The organism is Pedobacter punctiformis (assembly GCF_027213715.1).
In the GTDB taxonomy this organism is placed as follows: domain Bacteria; phylum Bacteroidota; class Bacteroidia; order Sphingobacteriales; family Sphingobacteriaceae; genus Pedobacter; species Pedobacter punctiformis.
The window spans coordinates 73,009-89,434 of sequence record NZ_JAPWGM010000004.1; the positions used below are offsets into that span (position 1 = coordinate 73,009).

The window sequence follows — 16,426 nt, forward strand, 5'->3', positions numbered from 1 at the left end:
GGTCGCAATTTTGCCAAGCCCATGTTAGCGGTTCGTTGTGCGTTTACCATTCTTGAATAATAATTCCCAATTGTTTGTCCATTAAAGCAAATTCTTTCGCTTTCCATGGGCGAAGAGTAATTTTTGATAAATTAGGGTGTAAAAACTCGGGATGAGATTTTGAAACCTTTTGATAAACTTCCTCAATATTATTGGTTATTAATCTAAATTCCGGATTATGCTCTTTGGCTAATCCGTCATCTTGAAAAATATTAATCCGTAAATCATTTCTAGAAACTACACAAAAAGGGTTTTTAGAATTCAATTCGTTGTGTTCGATTTCGAATTCTAGACAATCTACAAAGAGTTTTAATCCATCCTTAATATCGATATAGAAGATATTGGGCACTAATTTGGTGAAATTCATGAAATATAAAGTTTAATTAACACAAAATTTAATTACAATCACCGCTAACGTTTTGGGGCTTTGCAATGGTGGGGCAATCGAAGCACAAATCTTCAATTTTTTACAAAAGTTCAATTGAAAAACTGCCATTGAATTTTGCACTTCAGCCCGCCTGGCGCAAAACCCTTGTTACTTGCCGTATTTTTTTCTTAGTATATTCAGTAGCTTAAAAATGCTTTCTTGTGTTTCTTGTGTTGCACTATTTGCTACGATAATGTATGCCAATTTTTTGTTTTTGTCCAATAGAGTGTAACAAAAAAATGTCCCTGCCGAACCCGAATGTTCTGATAATTGTTTTTCTTTATTATTTATGTTTCCCCAACCAATAGAATAGTCCTTTAGTCCAAAATGAAGAAAATTATAGGTGCCCGCTTTCAAAATATTGTCACTTCCCAATAAGCCTTGTAAATTAAGTTGTATAAATTTAGCATAATCAGGTAAGGTCATACAGATATCTCCTGCTGGTTCTCCAAGTGATAAGTTATAGTCAGTATCAGACAGAAGTGGTTTTAAGGTGTCATTTTCAATCCAATGTCCATACGGTTGATTTAAATTAATTTTATTAGGCCAACTAAATCGTACGTCAACATTCAGCTTTTTTTTCATTATTTCTTTTATCAATTCTTCCCAAGTTTTCCCTGATACTTTTTCAAGCATTAACGCTGCTATGCTATAACCCGCATTAGAATAGTTGTATAGTTTTTCATTGTTTTTTACAGGTTTTTCAATGAGTAAATATTTTGAAAATTGCTTACGTTGTTCTGATTTGTCTCCTTCAAATTCTGGTAGTTCCTGAAACTCTAAGCCGCTTGTATAGGGTTGGATTTTAGCTCTGTGTGATAATAAATCAGCCAAAGTAATATTTAAATATTTTGGATTGCTTTGCTTTTTCCAACTTGGAAATAAATCAAAAAACTTAGTTGTCCATTGTATTTTATTATTTTCAACAAGATAAGCAGCTATGAAACCTGTAATTGCTTTTGTATTTGAACCTAAATGAAAGTAATCATTAATATTAGCTTTCGTTTGCTCATTTTTAATGTCTATCCTATGAAACCCCAGTGTTTTTAATTCAAGAACACTGTCTGCCGAAACGACAACAAAACCAAGTTCTGGGATTTGATTTTTAAGCATTAGACTATCAGCAACGATTGATGTTTCTTGTGCCTTTATTTTAAATGAAGCTGTAATTATTAATATTGTCGTAAATAGTCTTCTCATATTTTATGGTGTCGTTTTAATATGGCAGGTAACGTTTTGGGGCTTTGCGATGGTGGGCAATCGAAGTACAAATCTTCAATTTTGTACAAAAGTTCAATTGAAAAACTGCCATTGAATTTTGCAGTTTCGCCGCACTACTGCAAAACCACTGTAAGCTGACATTTTATTTTACTCTTATATGCCGGTTTTTCAAGGTTTTTTATCATTTAGGAAAGGGTATTTTTTAAAATATTGTCTAACCCCAAAATACCTATACCATTTCCAAAACATCCAAGGACTAATGTTATAGTATTCGCTTGTTCTGTACAATACTAAATCTTTATATTGAGGATTGTTTTGTTTAAATTTATTAAAATCATTATTTAAGGCTAATAATGCCTGTTCTGCAGTATTACTTCCTTTTGATATCACCACCAAATGCTCGAACTCACCATTTAAAGTCTTAAAATTTTCAGAAGAGCCATAAGGAGTTCTACCACTAAATGCTCCTCCCCACATCGTTAGTACATTGCTAAAAAAAATAAAAAGTAACAAACAGATAATTAAATGTTTTGGACTTCTTATCAATTCTCCTGGAAAAAAAGTTACCGTACCAATTTTGAACTTCATCCGCTGTGTTTAATCGTTTTGTCTTATTGTTTTCAGGCTAAATTACTACTACCAAAAGTTTTTTCTGCATTTGTTTTTTGTTATTATAAAAATACGATCAGCGCCCAAATTGAAGCAATCCATTTACAATTCGCTGGGTTTGGCTTACAATTCGTTAAAAAAGTGTGATTTGGAATCAGCTTGGCTGAAATAAGCTATGTGGTAATAATCTAAACAATTGAAAAATAATGATTTATGCAAACAATTTTTGACGGTAATGCTTTTATTCGTTTAATTTATTTTGGATTATTTTCCAAGCTTCTTCTTCATATTCAAATGCAATTTCTTCGATTGTAGTTATTTTTTTATGATTTAGTAATTGTATACTTAACGAAAGATTTTCTGGCTTTTTAATTAATTTCTTTGAAATAATGATGAAAGTATTCACTCTTAGTCCATTGTTGGTTAGTGCATTATTTTTGGTTTCGGGTTCTTTTGTAAATTCAAAATCTACTGATGCTCTGCCTGTTGAGTGTCGGTTTTTTGTCTTTAATAACTTTGCAGATTTCATTTCGGCCCATAATATTCGTCTTTTCCAAAAAATTGAATAGGCAAAAATTCCATAATCATTAATTTTTATGATGGGCAAAAATGTTGCCGTCAAAATCCAAATGTCAACGATTAAAATAATTACAAATAAAATGACGCCTAAAAAATTGTCGTTTAGATAAAATTTAATTCTGTTTTCTGCAATACTTATAATTCCTATTACTGCAAATTGCAAAGTAAAAAGCATCATAATCATTGCGATAATGTTTAAAAACCAAACCTTTGAAAAAATTCTGTAAACCGTTTTCAATATTTCTTTCTTTTAAGTGTTGGGTTTTTGTCAGCATTATTGCTAACGGTTTTCGGTTTGGCGTAGTGGCGGATTTTCAGCACAAAAGTTCAATCGAAGTACGAAAGTTGAACCTTGCACGAATGTTCAATTGAAAAACGTCAACCGCCATTACCTTGTTAGCGGTAGTACTTTTATTCGAGCGATTGTAAATTTATTTCCTTCATATAACAATCAAATACTCGATATACCTTAATTTCGGGTCGCTCGGCTAAGTATGGCTTTATTTCACTAATATTTTTGAACTCTTCATACATATCATATTCGTCTTTGCAAAAATATTGATATTCAATTGTATAAATTCCCTTTTCAATTCGTTCTTTGTCTTTTGAATTTTTATTGTTTTCAATTATGATTTTGGTGTTAGCTTCCAACAAATCAAAATCTCCATTCAAAACAGCTATGTGTCTTTTCAATATTTCACTTAATTCTTTTAAATATTTGTCATTTATTTCTTTTCCACTTACTGCATATTGATTCGATATCTTGTCCAAAAAAATCGTTTTTTTTGTCTTCAAATATTGTTCAAAAAGATTGTTGTAATTTTCTCTCAAATCAGTTCGATAATTCTCTATTTTTTTGTTTTTTGGTTCAAGATTGTCAATATAATATTCATTTATTTTCGCCCAGATTGGTGTAGATGTAGTTGCCTCAAACCAAATGTCAATACTAACAAAATCGTTTTCCGTTTCAAAGTGAATTTCGTATGCCAGTTGTTTTTCAACGAATGCGGAAAACTGAAAGTCAGATTGAAGAAAAGAAAAATTTTCTTCAATGCTTTCTTTGATGTCAGTAAAAAAAATATTTTCCTCCATAATCCATTTTAGGTCAGGCGTATTACCGCTAACGGTTTAGGGCTTTGCGTTCGGGCGGGAAATCGAAGCACAAAAGCCGGTATTATTACTAAAGTTTAATTGAAAAACTGCCGTTGAATTTTGCAATCAGCCCGCCTGACGCAAAACCCTTGTTAGCGGTAGCTTTTTAATATGCTTGCAGTTCAGCACTATTTTTTGGGCGATACAAATAAAGTTGAATGTAAGTTGTAGTTCCAATATCTTTGTCTTTTCGCTTAAAACCTCCCCAAAGTGCAGATTTTTCGTTATTTATTTTTTCTAAACAGACTAATTTTCCATTGGCATAAAAAGTCATTTTGTATTTTTCTATGGGTTTCAAATCAAAAAAATTAAGATTATCATCTGTTCTAAATTGATAATCATTGTCCCATCGATATTTAATTTCGGTAGATGATTGATACAATTGTTGGGAAAATCTTTTTTCTGTGTTATAAAAAACATTCGCTAAATCATTTTTTGTTCCTTTCAAATAGATTTCTCTTATTTCATTGTATTTTGCAACAACTTCCTTTTCTAATGCTTTTAGTTTGTCTTTATCATTCGTAAAAAGTGTTTCGGCATTATCTAAAGTGATAATTGTATAGGGAACATTTGCTTCAAAAGTAAAACTGTCTTCAAAATAATTCTTTCCTTCAAAAGTTGCAACTTCTCTACCTTCAACCATTTTCTGAGGCGTTGTATAAGTTTTTACTTCTTCTTCATCGCCCCAACTATTATCTTTGTTTATGAAAGATTCTTCTATAATTATCCGAACACCAGAGTTCCTCATTAATGTTGTGTGCATTGAATTGGTGGTTTGATTAAATCCAGGAGACAAACGAATAGTTATTTTTTGTGGACCTTTTTGGGTGATGTCCCAATTCAGCGGAAAATACGAACCTGACAAACCGCCTCCAGAATTATCTTTGTATTTAATTATGGGAACGTCATTAATTAGAATTTCAAACGAGCAATTACTCGTTGTAATACTTGCTCCGTAATGCGGTTCTTTACTGAAATGTTTTATTTCGTTTCCGATTGTATAAATATCTTTTTCTGATTTTGTGTTTTTATTTTGTCCGTTACAGCCTGTGAATAGAAGTGTGAAGTTTAGAAAGAAAAGTATTTTGTATAATTTCATCATTATTTGTTGAGTTATTTCATTTAGTTGGGTCGGTCTGTAAAATTACCGCTAACGTTCTAGGGCTTTGCGTTCAGGCGAGAAATCGAAGCGCAAAAGCTGGTTTTATTACTAATGTTCATTTGAAAAACTACTGTTGAATTTTGCAATCAGCCCGCCTGACGCAAAACCCGTGTTAGCGGTTCGGTTTTGTTTATCTGTCATTTCTTGGTGACGTGTCGGATTTACTTACAAGTTTAAAAGCAAATAAATCATCGTCCCTTTCTTCACACTCTACAATGTCCAAATGTTTAAACTCATCAAGTAAATCATTGTCGTATAGTTCCCAAATTTGATACTGGTTATTTGGCAAGCATTCGGCCTGAACTGTCATCCATGCATTGTCCTTACTTTTAACTTGAATAGTTGTTATAGTCGAGAAGCCTTCTGTCCAATTGTCTTGGTCAAGTTCGTATTCAGAAATTTCAAATGCCTCTGGTCTGTACTTGAAACCATTTTTGTCTTTAAGCCGAGTTATTGCTAATTCAGCTTGCTCTTTTGTCGAATAAGCACCAATTAATTTTGTCTCGTTACAGCCTCCAAGTTCGTAGGAATGATGTAAAATAAAAACTGTTCTCATATTCTTATACTGTCTGTAAACTGACCGCTAACTTATAAATATACGCAAGTTTTTAAGATAGAAAAATAATTAATGTACCCCCAGATAGGTTGAGCCTAAGCTTTTTATATTTCTTTTATGCGTATTTGAGTACAACATTTTTAAAAGCCTACTTAATAAATGCAAGTTTACTACCCATTTAATTTGTCTAATGGACTTATTGCTTTCACATCTTTTACCAACTTGTGCATAAATGAGGGTGGTTTTAATATCATGATGTCCCACTCATATTTTTATCATACTATGGATTGCACTCTTCATATGCGATACGTGTGCGTCAGCATGTGGCCAATATGGTAGGGATTTAGATTATCCTGATGCTGAAATACCATACCCATGCGATTAAGAAGATTTGAAATGGAATTCTGAACCATAAATATTTCAAACCAGGTCCGCGTTTATGCAAGTCTTCATAATTAATATGGTGTTTTGCAGCATGAATATTTGCCGGCAACATGGCGATTAAAAAAATAATTAAAGCTATTCCGGTATAATAACGGGTTGTTTCAATAACCAGGCCAATGGCAAAAAGTACCTCAAGGCCGCCCGTTAAAATAACGATTTCAACTTTTTTTGGGATAAATGAGGGAACCATTTCGGCCATGCTGGTTTTAAATTTAAAGTGGCCTATAGAAGTAAAAAGCAGCATAATACTCATTGCTATATTACCAGCAAAGAAATTGTTCTGATCAAAAGCAGCATACTTTCCAATTAAAAGAATAACAATGAAAGAGCATAATAAAACAACGAGGGGTTTCATAAAGCTTAGGAAATTAGGTTAAAAGCAATTAAAAGGGTTGCAATAAACAATACCACCAGCCCGGAAAGAAAAATTAGATCTGCTGTTTTTTCCAGGCGCTTGCTCGCCGTTTGTCCCCGGCGCATGGATAAAAAGGAAAGGATACAACTGGTCATAAAAATTATGACCGCCAGAACTGCAAATTCGTCAATTAAAGATCCATCGCTCAGGTTTAGTTTTTTCAGGGAGGTTAATACAATAAAGCATATGCCCAGTAAATTAGCCGATGTACTTAGAATATGAGGAGATCTGTTTTCGGGCATTTATTCTTTCTCTTCGAGTTTAATTTTCTTCGTAATCTGATAAACCCTTCTTTTCTTTAAAGGTTTAACACCTTCGCCCATTAATTGCCCCCATGGTTTTAGCTCGTCAATTCTGTCGAAAATAATTTTCATCATGGCCAGGTAAGGGATACACAAAAACATGCCGGAGATGCCCCAGACCATTTCGCCAACTACAATACCTACAAAGGCAATTAAGGCATTAATTTTAACTTTAGAACCTACTACCAGCGGCATCAGGATATTTCCATCAACGGCATGTACGGCCACAAAAGCAATTAAAACCAATAAAACTTTAGCCGCACCTGCGGTAGCGAAAGTAATTAGACAGCTGATTAACAGAGCAGAAAATATGCCCAGATAAGGTACTACATTGAAAATGCCTGCCACTAAGCCAAGCAAAACGGCATATTTTACGCCTAATATTGATAAAACGGCAATCATTAAAACCGTTACAATAAGCATTTGCAGAAATAAGCCAATGATGTATTTTTTTATAATGCTTTGAATCTGGCTCACAATTTCGGATACTTTTTCCCGGTGTTCTTCTTTAAAAACGGAGGTTAAAAAAGTATATAAAATGTGGCGGTAGTTTAAAATAAAGAAGGTAAAAAGTAGGGTAAAACCTAAAAATAAAAACGTTGACGATACCGTTGCAAGGGTTGCTGCAACTACGGTAGCACTTGTTGCCAAAGCTTTTTCAGCACTGTCATTTAAATAAGAAATCTGTTTTTCTGTATTTACATGGAAAGTGGATGAAATCCAATGCTGCAATTCATGAAAAGAAACATTTGCCTTTTCTTTAAGTAAAGGCCAGTCCTGCCATAAATCAGTAAGCTGGTTGCCAAAAAAAAATATGATGCCACCGATTACTGCAATCATTAATACAACCGCGAAAATGGTTGATAAACCGCGTTTAAATCTAAGTTTTTTCTCCAGAAAGGTAGCTGCCGGCAAAAGCAGAAGTGCCATTAAAAAAGAGAATAATAGGGGTGCCAGTAACGATTGACCCAGTATAGCAATGTACGTTAAGCTGATTAAACAGAATAATACAAGGGCAAGTTTAGGAAGGAATGATAGTCCGGTTGTTTTCATAGAATTTTTATGTCCCGTTATATACAAAATGCCTGACTAATTTGTTTTAATCAGGCATTTAAATATATAATATTTTTTCTAATAGATACTGGCTTTATCTAATGATGAAATATCTGCAGGACTTAATTTTAAGTTGGCTGCATCGGTGAAAGATTTTAGCTGATCCAGATCTGTCACACTTGCAATTGGGGCCGTAATTGAAGGATGATAAATTAACCAGGCCAATGCAACGGCTGCAGGTTCGGTGTGGTGTATTTCAGCAACCTGATCTAATGCCTTTAAAATTCTGAAACCACGTTCGTTTAAGTATTTTTTGATGCCACCACCGCGTTTACTTTTGTTTAAATCGTCTTCGCTACGATATTTTCCGGTTAAAAAGCCACTTGCCAGAGAATAATAGGTAACTACGCCTAAACCATGTTCTAAACATATTTTTTCATGTTCCTGTTCAAAACTTTCGCGGTCGAATAAATTATAACCGGGCTGATAAGCCTGATATTGAGGCAGGTTATGCTGATTTGAAAAGAGGAGCGATTCTTTCAGGCGATCTGCTGAAAAATTTGAAGCGCCGATCCAGCGTACTTTTCCTGCTTTAATTAAAGTCTCATAAGCACTCAAAGTTTCTTCAACAGGTGTGGTTTCATCGTCGTAGTGAGAAAAATAAAGGTCGATATAATCTGTTTTTAAGCGGGTTAAAGAGTGTTCGACTTCATTAATGATGTAATCTTTTTTTAGTGTTTTGCCATGGCCCATATCCGAACCAACTTTGGTTGCAATAATTACATCATGACGTTTATTTTGCTTACTCAGCCAGTTGCCAATAATTTTTTCTGATTCGCCACCTTCATTACCGGGTACCCAACGTGAGTATACATCGGCCGTATCAATAAAGTTAAAGCCTTCGCCTACAAAATGATCCAGTATTTCAAATGATTTTTGTTCGTCAACCGTCCATCCAAAAACGTTTCCACCAAAAACAACAGGTGCTATATTTAAATCCGACTTTCCTAAAATTCGTTTTTCCATAATATGAGTTCTAATGTTACTTTAACAAATCTAAGCCACATGGGTTTTGCCGGGCAGTCTGAAAAGTGTCAATTTCTAATGGGGGCGCAGGAAAAGATTCTTTTAACGCCCTTAACATCTCCCTTTTGCCTGGTGCACCCGGAAGTTTCTCAATGGTAAAGCCACTGGCTTTAACGGCTCTTTTTAGTTTTCCGGTAATGGCGTAGGTTACAAAAGTTCCACCCGGTTTTAAGAAATTGCAGGCCTTCGCAATAATTTCATCAGTCCACATTTCTGGCTGGTGCTGAACGGAAAAGGCATCGTAGTAAATTACATCAAACTTTTTTTCTGTGTGAAAACTGGCAAGAGTAGTATGCGGAATTTCCAAATTGCAAAACGCCGATAAACTTTGTGAACCCTTTAGTGCCATATCATAATTATTGATGAAATTGTTCCATATTTCTTCAGGAACATAAGCGGCATAACCGGTTTGCTGAATAACTTCTGTTGACAGTGGAAAGGCCTCAATGCTTGTATAATTGAGTTTTATATTTTGTTCGGTGCAATATTCAAAGCTTAAAATAAAGTTTAATCCGGTACCAAAACCAACTTCTAAAATGGAAATTTCAGATTTTCCATTGCTTGCAAATTTTAAGCCTGCATCTATAAAAACATGTTTACTTTCCTGCAGTGCTCCGTGTTTGCTATGGTAATGTTCGCCAATGTTTTCGTTGTATAAAGTGTTGGATCCATCGGCAGTTGGTGTAAGAATATTCATGATTCAAAAATAAGTTTTTAATTTAGCATTTGCTTTTGGTCGTGTTTTTTGTGCTGATCAGTCTTCAAGGCCTCTTAAAATGTTGTTTGGTGTAATGATTTTTTGCTAAATTGATAAAATGGATATAGAAACTTTCAGAACGTATTGTCTAAGCTTGCCGGGTACAACCGAGGGTCTGAAATGGGAGCACCTTTGCTTTATGATTGAAGAAAAAATATTTGTAATCATTGCCATTGACGAAGGAAATAGTTTCTCCATTAAATGTAATCCTGATGATTTTGATGAACTAACTGCGAGACATGGTATTATGCAGGCGCAGCACATGGCCAAACGACAATGGGTGCGGGTAGAAAATCTGGAAATTTTTCCGGATGCTGAACTGATGAAACGGGTTGCGGATTCCAGGGCATTGGTATTGGCTAAACTGCCCAAAAAAACGCAGGCGAAATACAGTTAATCAGACGAGTTTTTTTAAAGCCAGCAAGGTGTTTTACTGCTCCTTTTTATTGTCATCTTTTTTATCCTCTTTTGAATTTTCCTGTAATTCTTTTTGCTTCGTGATGTTGAATCTATACAGGTCTTCAGTATCGACTAATTTTCTGGTACATTTTTCAATGTCTGTTCCTTCTTTTTCCCATAAGTAGGGGCGGAAACTGTAAGATTTATTTCCATCTAAATTGGCTATAAACTGATTCCATTTGGACCATCTTAAGCCCTTATAAAATTTATTCAGGTCGCTGTCGAAACAAAAAAGGATAAATTCTCCATAACCTGCACCTAAAGATTCCCAGTTTAAGCTGTTTGGTGCTAAGTAATAAACATTTTTGATGTCTTTGCCCAGGCTGCCATAATTAATCGCAAAGAAGCCACCAACTGCATCGTCAGCCACTAAAAGATACCCGGGTTTATCTCCATATTCGGTAATGGTTTTATCTTTATTCCATTCGGGTAAAGAACGGTTTAATTTTGCGCTACCCGATCCTAAAATCCTGATCCAGCCATTATCGATCATTATTCCACCGGTGTTATAAACAATTGCACCCAAAGTAGAGTAGGTTGAAATTTGAGCGTTGTAAAGTGCATCTTTTGCTTTTGCCGAATCTACTTCAAGGATTTCAACTTTATTTTTAGCAGAGTCGATCCATTTTTGAACGAGCGGCCAGGCCGGATCGGTTTTGTTGATCAACTCATCAATGCTTTGCATTTTATTTTGAGCAACGCCAAGTAAAGAAACAGCTGAAAGGCAGAAAATAGAAATGGCTTTAAATACTTTTATCATGGAGGTGATGTTATTTTAATCAAATATAGAATGATAAATCTGAACCTGATTAAAAACCGGGCTAAAAAAAAATCGCCCCGATTGTTCAGGGCGATTGTAATATAGGTTTGATATTCCTCTTCGGGATGAATTATTTTAGGGAAATAAGATTTACCACATTCTAATTCTATCTTCAGGTTTTTTATATAATTTATCTCCTGGTTTAACATCAAAGGCTTCATACCAGGCATCCATATTTACCGGTGCTCCAATTGTACGGAATTCACCAGGAGAATGTGAATCGGTTTTAATTAACTGTGCCGCATTATCAGGCAAAATATTACCTCTCCAAACCTGAGCCCAGGCTAAGAAGAAACGCTGATCAGGTGTGAAACCGTCAATTTTTTCATTGCTTTGGCCTTCTTTAGTCATTTTGAATGCAGTATAAGCCGCGTTTAAGCCACCTAAGTCGCCAATATTTTCGCCCATGGTTAGTTTACCAATCACATGGATGGTATCTAAAACCGTGTAGGCGTCAAATTGTTCGCCCAATGCTTTTGTTTTTGCTTCAAATTTAGCTTTATCTTCAGGTGTCCACCAGTTTTTTAAATTACCAGCTGCATCATACTGACTTCCGCTATCGTCAAAACCATGGCTCATTTCGTGACCGATTACTGCACCAATGCCGCCATAATTTACGGCATCATCTGCATTTGGATCAAAGAACGGGAATTGTAAAATTCCGGCCGGGAAAACAATTTCATTTAAAGTAGCGCTATAATAAGCATTAACTGTCGGAGGGGTCATGCCGAATTTTTTACGATCTACCGGTTTACCCAATTGATCTACCATATCGTTATATCCCCAAATGCCAGCATTTTTTAGGTTTTGAAAATAGGTTCCTTTGCTAATTACCAGGCCATCATAGTTTTTCCATTTCTCAGGATAACCTACTTTTGGAGTAAAAGCATGCAATTTTGCCAAAGCTTTTTGTTTGGTTTCAGCACTCATCCATTCTAAACCATTAATTCTGATTTCAAACGCTTTACGCAAATTTACAATCATCTGGTTCATGCGTTCTTTCGCTTCAGGTTTGAAGTATTTGGCAACATAAAGCTGACCAAGTAATTCGCCAATTGTGCCATCGGTTAAAGATGACATGCGTTGCCAGCGGGGAGTTTGAACTTTTTGTCCGGTTTGTGCCTGGTTAAACGCAAAACTAGCCTTAACAAAAGGAGAGCTTAAGCTTGATGCTGAGCCTTTTAATATATTCCATTCCAGATAAGTTTTCCAGTCTGCAACTGAAACACTTTTCAACAGGCCATCTAAGCTGGCAAAAAACTTAGGTGAAGAAACTAAAACAGTGTCCTGACCTTTGATTTTAAATTTAGGCAGGTAAGTATTCCAGTCAATATCAGGGGTTGTTTTATTAAAATCAGCAATGGTAAATTTGTTATACGTTTTATAAGGATCACGCATTTCCAAACGGCTCATTTGCGCTTCAGCAAATTGCTTTTCTATTTTGAAAACGGTGGCTGCCTTTTGTTGTGCTTCTGCAGGGGTGCTTCCTGTTAAAGTAAACAAAGTAACCATATAGGTATTGTAAGCCTCACGGATTTTTACGCTGCGGGTATCGTCTTTTAAGTAATAATCACGATCTGGTAGAGTAGTGCCTCCCTGACCAAGACTAACCATGTATTTATTTACGTTTTTGCGGTCCTGGCCAACGCTTAAACCGAACATTCCGCCGCCCATGCCGTTTGTGCGCATGTAAGCAACCTGATCTAAAATACCTTGAATATCTTTAATCTGGTTAATTTTTTGAAGTTCCGGTTTAATAGGGCTATAACCTAATTTTTCAATAGTTAGGCTATCCATCGCAGCGGCGTAGAAATCGCCAACACGTCTTTTAACAGATCCGGCAGGAGCCGATTTATCTGCTGCAGCCTCTTCAACAAGGCTTTTTACAGCGTTAATATTGAAGTCGCGAAGTTGGTTAAAGCTTCCCCAACGGGTTTCTTTTGGAGGTACAGGGTTGTTTTTTATCCAGGTGCCACTTGCGTACCGGTAAAAATCATCGCCAGGTTTAACGGAAAGATCCATGTTAGCTGGGTCAATGAATTTTCTGGGTGCTTGTGCATTTGCCGAAAAACTGGCTGCAACAATGCCTAAGCCCGCAAAGTATCTTTTTAGATTTTGATATTTCATTTGCTATTAAAGTTAGTTATAACAGCGAAAAATATGAAATACTAAATGATATATAATAATATAATAGAAATATTACTTATTGAACCAATAGTATATTTTGGCTAAGCCCAGACGTCTGATAAATTCTGCGGGCGAAAATATGGTCTTAATAGATTTCATGATTTTTTAAATCTTATACACTATTAACACTTTTTAACATTATTTATTGTGCAAGTGTTATAATTTTTCTTATCAAGAATGATTCAGGATAGCAATTATATTTTGACTAATTTTGAATATTAGACATAAAGATGAATAATTCAGGAGCCCTACCTAACGATGACAGCTGCTGCGGCAGCAAAGCGAAACCAACCCACCAACACAACCATGATCATGACCATTCTCACGATGATGATGATCACGGGCATGACCACAGTCATTCAGAAGATCCTTCACAATTTAAAGCCTATCAACCGGCAATCATTACCTTAATCATGTTGCTTATAGGTATTGCCTTAGATTCAGTTTTTAAAGTTTCTGCTTTTAATATTATTAGGCCTTACTGGTATATTTTAGCCTATTTGCCGGTAGGTATTCCTGTGTTAAGGGAAGTTTGGGAAACTTTTAAGTCAAAGGATTTTTTTACCGAGTTTTCTTTAATGTCTATTGCTACTATTGGAGCGTTTTGTATCGGACAATATCCTGAAGGCGTTACCGTAATGCTTTTTTATACCATTGGTGAGTTATTTCAAATGGCTGCTGTTAACCGGGCCAAAAAGAACATCAGGGCCTTGCTTGATGTGCGACCAGATGCTGCAAGTGTTTTAAGAAATGATAAATATGAAAGCGTTAAACCAGAAACTGTAAATATTGGCGAGACCATACAAGTAAAAGCCGGAGAGAAAGTGCCGTTGGATGGTGTATTATTATCAGATAAAAGCAGTTTTAATACAGCGGCTTTAACAGGAGAGAGTAAACCGAAAACCATTAATCAGGCTGAAAATGTGCTGGCTGGAATGCTTAACCTGGATCGGGTTATAGAAATTAAGGTGACTAAATTGTTTGAAGAAAGTGCCATTTCTAGAATTTTAGAAATGGTGCAGAATGCAACTACCCGCAAAGCAAAAACCGAGTTGTTTATCCGCAAGTTTGCCAAAGTATATACGCCAATTGTTTTTTTTATGGCACTGGCATTGGTCATTATCCCTTTATTGCTTTTAGGACACGATTATGATTTTCGTACCTGGTTATACCGGTCGCTGGTTTTTCTGGTTATTTCTTGCCCTTGTGCATTGGTAATCTCTATTCCTTTGGGCTATTTCGGTGGTATTGGTGCGGCATCGGCCAATGGAATTTTATTTAAAGGGTCTAACTTTTTAGAGCTGATTACTAAACTGAACACAGTAGTAATGGACAAAACCGGAACATTAACCAAAGGTGTTTTTAAAGTACAAAAAGTAGAAAGTAAGATTGATGAAAGAGATTTTCTAAATCTTTTAACTGCGGTTGAAGCCAAGTCTACACATCCGATAGCAAAAGCAATTGTTGAATATGCTGCCGGAAAAGAGATTCATCTGGCAGAGAATATTGAAGAAATTGCAGGAATGGGTTTGAAGGGAAATGTGCAGGATAGGGAAGTTTTAGCTGGTAATGTTAAACTGCTCGAAAAATTCAATATTGATTACGACCAGAGTTTAAAGGATATTGAAGAAACTATTGTGGTTGTTGCAGTAGATAAAAAGTATGCAGGTTATGTACTAATTGCTGATGAAATTAAAGAAGATGCTGCGGAAGCAATAAAAGCATTGCATGCCAATGGAGTAAAACAAGTGGTTATGCTGAGTGGAGATAAATCATCTATTGTTAAAAAAGTAGCTGCCCATTTAGGCATAGATTCTTTTTTTGGAGATTTATTACCTGAAGATAAAGTTGCAAAACTGGAAGAGATTAAAAAAGATAAAAACAAGGTTGTTGCGTTTGTAGGCGACGGTATAAATGATACACCTGTTTTAGCCATAAGCGATGTAGGCATTGCTATGGGGGCCATGGGAAGTGATGCAGCAATTGAAACCGCCGACGTGGTGATACAAACTGATCAGCCTTCGAAAATTGCTACTGCTATAAAAATTGGCAAAGCCACTAAAAATGTGGTTCTTCAAAATATAGTACTTGCCTTTGCAGTAAAAGCCATTGTATTGATTTTAGGTGCAAGAGGTCTTGCAACTATGTGGGAAGCTGTATTTGCAGATGTAGGTGTAGCCTTATTAGCCATATTAAATGCAGTGAGAATACAAAAAAAGAAATTTTAAAATACTATTAAAATTAGTATATTTGGGAGTGAATAAGCCAATTCCATATCCAGAATTAGATGATGAACCTGTTGAAAAGTTCGAAGATATAGATGCGTCATTAACTTACAGCTATTCCAATTATTTAAAATGGCTTTTTGATGATCGTGTAGAACTGATTAAAGGTAAAGTGTTTAAAATGAGTCCTGCCCCTTCAAGGATTCATCAGGAGATTTTTGGGCGTATTTTCAGGCGCATTGGTAACTTTTTAGAAAATCAATCTTGCAAAGTCTACGGCGCTCCATTTGATGTTCGTTTTCCAAAAGAAAGCATTGATGATAAAGCCATTTTTACCGTTTTACAACCTGATATTTGTGTAATATGTGATAAAACTAAACTGGATGACCGGGGTTGTGTCGGTGCGCCCGATTTAGTAGTCGAAATATTATCTCCCGGAAACAATAAAAAGGAATTGCTTTATAAATATCAAATTTATGAGGAATTTGGTGTGAGAGAATATTGGGTGGTGAGCCAAAGTGATCAAAGCATTTTAATATACACTTTGCAGGAGGGGAAATTTTATCCTTCAAAGATTTTTACCCTCAGTGAGAAAGTCACATCATCTGTATTACCGGGCTTTGAGTTACTTTTGGATGATGTTTTTACAGAATAAATAAGCTCAACTGCTATTTTTCAAAATCCTTCTACCTGTATCAGTCACATGCTAAATCCGGTTCATTTTGTTTGATAATTTTTGGATGAAATTGTAAATTTTAGCGCAATTTTATTGAGCTAAACCCGATAAAATATAATTCAGTAATTGCTTTTCAAATTATTTTTCAGCTTATACAGTGAACTTGCAAGAAGGCTTTTCTGCATTACAGCTCTATGCTTTTTCTGCTTTAAATTTTGCCCTTAAAAACGTATTTTTGCTGGCTCAAACAGATATTG

General features: G+C 35.3%; 17 protein-coding genes. 3 read left to right on the forward strand and 14 right to left on the reverse strand.

All coding sequences use genetic code 11. The annotated features are described in order from the left end of the window. Positions 1–43: 43 nt before the first annotated feature. From O0955_RS12355 to mnmC2, 12 genes are all read right to left on the reverse strand, one after another. Positions 44–406, reverse strand: coding sequence for a VOC family protein (locus O0955_RS12355; protein ID WP_269427855.1), 363 nt, complete (start codon positions 404–406; stop codon positions 44–46). Between the two features lie 168 nt (positions 407–574). Next, a complete protein-coding gene (locus tag O0955_RS12360; protein ID WP_269427856.1) occupies positions 575–1,666 on the reverse strand; it encodes a serine hydrolase domain-containing protein in 1,092 nt (363 codons plus the stop codon). Positions 1,667–1,855: 189 nt separating this feature from the next. Beyond that, entirely contained in the window at positions 1,856–2,275 is a 420-nt protein-coding gene (locus O0955_RS12365; RefSeq protein WP_269427857.1) for a hypothetical protein, read from the reverse strand. 262 nt (positions 2,276–2,537) lie between these two features. Continuing rightward, the gene (locus O0955_RS12370) at positions 2,538–3,113 is read right to left on the reverse strand and encodes a hypothetical protein (protein ID WP_269427858.1); all 576 of its coding nucleotides are present in this window, start codon (positions 3,111–3,113) and stop codon (positions 2,538–2,540) included. Between the two features lie 173 nt (positions 3,114–3,286). Next, complete coding sequence (locus O0955_RS12375) at positions 3,287–3,967, reverse strand: hypothetical protein (protein ID WP_269427859.1); 681 nt, start codon at positions 3,965–3,967, stop codon at positions 3,287–3,289. 166 nt (positions 3,968–4,133) lie between these two features. Then, positions 4,134–5,129: a hypothetical protein gene (locus tag O0955_RS12380; protein ID WP_269427860.1), complete on the reverse strand. Its 996-nt coding sequence runs from the start codon at positions 5,127–5,129 to the stop codon at positions 4,134–4,136. A gap of 190 nt (positions 5,130–5,319) precedes the next feature. Beyond that, positions 5,320–5,745, reverse strand: a complete 426-nt coding sequence (locus O0955_RS12385) for a DUF7336 domain-containing protein (protein ID WP_269427861.1) — start codon at positions 5,743–5,745, stop codon at positions 5,320–5,322. Positions 5,746–6,088: 343 nt separating this feature from the next. Next, complete coding sequence (locus tag O0955_RS12390) at positions 6,089–6,544, reverse strand: DoxX family protein (RefSeq protein ID WP_269427862.1); 456 nt, start codon at positions 6,542–6,544, stop codon at positions 6,089–6,091. 5 nt (positions 6,545–6,549) lie between these two features. After that, positions 6,550–6,846: a hypothetical protein gene (locus O0955_RS12395; RefSeq protein ID WP_269427863.1), complete on the reverse strand. Its 297-nt coding sequence runs from the start codon at positions 6,844–6,846 to the stop codon at positions 6,550–6,552. Continuing rightward, a complete protein-coding gene (locus O0955_RS12400; RefSeq protein ID WP_269427864.1) occupies positions 6,847–7,959 on the reverse strand; it encodes an AI-2E family transporter in 1,113 nt (370 codons plus the stop codon). A gap of 78 nt (positions 7,960–8,037) precedes the next feature. Beyond that, positions 8,038–8,985 (reverse strand): aldo/keto reductase, encoded by a 948-nt coding sequence (locus O0955_RS12405; RefSeq protein WP_269427865.1) that lies wholly within the window; start codon positions 8,983–8,985, stop codon positions 8,038–8,040. A gap of 16 nt (positions 8,986–9,001) precedes the next feature. Beyond that, on the reverse strand, positions 9,002–9,742 hold the full coding sequence (gene mnmC2, locus O0955_RS12410; protein ID WP_269427866.1) for a tRNA (5-methylaminomethyl-2-thiouridine)(34)-methyltransferase MnmC2: 741 nt from the start codon (positions 9,740–9,742) through the stop codon (positions 9,002–9,004). 118 nt (positions 9,743–9,860) lie between these two features. Here mnmC2 and O0955_RS12415 point away from each other — a divergent pair, with 118 nt between their 5' ends. Beyond that, positions 9,861–10,199: an MmcQ/YjbR family DNA-binding protein gene (locus O0955_RS12415; RefSeq protein ID WP_269427867.1), complete on the forward strand. Its 339-nt coding sequence runs from the start codon at positions 9,861–9,863 to the stop codon at positions 10,197–10,199. Between the two features lie 33 nt (positions 10,200–10,232). Here O0955_RS12415 and O0955_RS12420 read toward each other — a convergent pair whose 3' ends face one another. Then, entirely contained in the window at positions 10,233–11,021 is a 789-nt protein-coding gene (locus O0955_RS12420) for a DUF2625 domain-containing protein (RefSeq protein ID WP_269427868.1), read from the reverse strand. Positions 11,022–11,171: 150 nt separating this feature from the next. After that, positions 11,172–13,208: a M13 family metallopeptidase gene (locus tag O0955_RS12425; RefSeq protein WP_269427869.1), complete on the reverse strand. Its 2,037-nt coding sequence runs from the start codon at positions 13,206–13,208 to the stop codon at positions 11,172–11,174. Between the two features lie 290 nt (positions 13,209–13,498). On the opposite strand from O0955_RS12425, the gene O0955_RS12430 reads away from it, so the two are divergent. Then, complete coding sequence (locus tag O0955_RS12430) at positions 13,499–15,496, forward strand: heavy metal translocating P-type ATPase (RefSeq protein WP_428982415.1); 1,998 nt, start codon at positions 13,499–13,501, stop codon at positions 15,494–15,496. Positions 15,497–15,524: 28 nt separating this feature from the next. Beyond that, entirely contained in the window at positions 15,525–16,148 is a 624-nt protein-coding gene (locus O0955_RS12435; RefSeq protein ID WP_269427870.1) for a Uma2 family endonuclease, read from the forward strand. The last annotated feature ends 278 nt before the right edge of the window (positions 16,149–16,426 follow it).